At 59.8% G+C, this 1,192-nt stretch carries 2 protein-coding genes; both read right to left on the reverse strand.

Translation table 11 applies throughout. The features are described from left to right. Positions 1-365: sarcosine oxidase subunit gamma (locus ACR0EL_RS21680; protein ID WP_480502246.1), on the reverse strand; the 365-nt coding region annotated here is incomplete at its 3' end. Continuing rightward, positions 358-1,192: aminomethyl transferase family protein (locus ACR0EL_RS21685; protein ID WP_480502247.1), on the reverse strand; the 835-nt coding region annotated here is incomplete at its 5' end. The genes ACR0EL_RS21685 and ACR0EL_RS21680, both read right to left, overlap by 8 nt.

Below are 1,192 nucleotides of genomic sequence, written 5' to 3' on the forward strand. Positions count from 1 at the left end.
CCCAATACCTCGCGCGCGTTCGCGCCCGAAACGCGGAATACGGCCCGCGCGTCGGAGACGTTGACCGCCAGTGCGTGCGTACCACTTAGCGCGTTGGTCATCGCGGCGAGTTTGGCCTCGACCTCGGCATAAGGCACAAGCACCAGCAATTCGTCGGTGGACATCCAGCAAACACCGGTGTCGCCATTCACAAACGCTTCACGCTGACCGGGCACTTTCTGCCCGGTGGCGTCTTTGACAACCTTAGCCAGTACCTTATCCGACAGATCACCGCGCAGTGTGATCATGCCCTGTAGGCCGCATTCCTCGATCTTGGCGATGCCATCATATGAGGCGTGGTTCAGTGCGCTGATGGGTTCAGACATTCTGCTTCTCCCCGTCCTTGTCATAGAAGATCGGGTCCACGATCTTGGCCTTGTAGGTTTTGCCGTCAGTGCCCGGGAACTCGACCACTTCGCCCATCCGGTCGGGGCCGTGTTTGATCATGCCCATGGCGATGCCTTTACCCAGATTGGCCGAGTAGTAGGTCGAAGTTACGCGACCGATCATGTTGCGCTGACCGTTCGCATTCACGCCCTCGCCCACCGCATAGGCACCGTCCGGTAGAACCGATCCATCCACAGTCTCAAGACCAACCAGTTTCCAGCGCTCAGGATCGGCCATATGGGTCCGCGAATGGGCGCGTTTTCCGAGGTAATCCTCTTTCTTTTTGGACAGCGCCCAGTGCAGCCCCAGATCCTGCGGGATCACGGTGCCGTCGGTCTCATCGCCGATCATGATAAAGCCTTTCTCGGCACGCAGAATATGCAGACATTCGGTGCCGTATGGCATCACTCCGAACTCCTGCCCTGCCTCGATCAGAGCGTCCCAGAACGCCTGACCTTGGCTTGCAGGGACCGCGATCTCATAGGACAGCTCACCCGAGAACGAGATACGGTAGGCCCGCGCGTCGAACGCGCCGATCTTGCCATCGCGCCATTCCATGAAGGGCAGCGCCTCTTTCGACAGATCCATGCCGCCCAGCTTCTCAAGTACCTTGCGGGCGTTCGGACCTACCACGGCGACCTGCGCATATTGCTCGGTGACGTTCGCGACGTAGACTTTCCAGTCCCACCACTCGGTCTGCAGCCATTCTTCCATGTGGCCATGGATACGCTCGGCCCCGCCGGTGGTGGTGTGGCACAGCCACGTG

The organism is Ruegeria sp. AH12 (assembly GCF_056541465.1).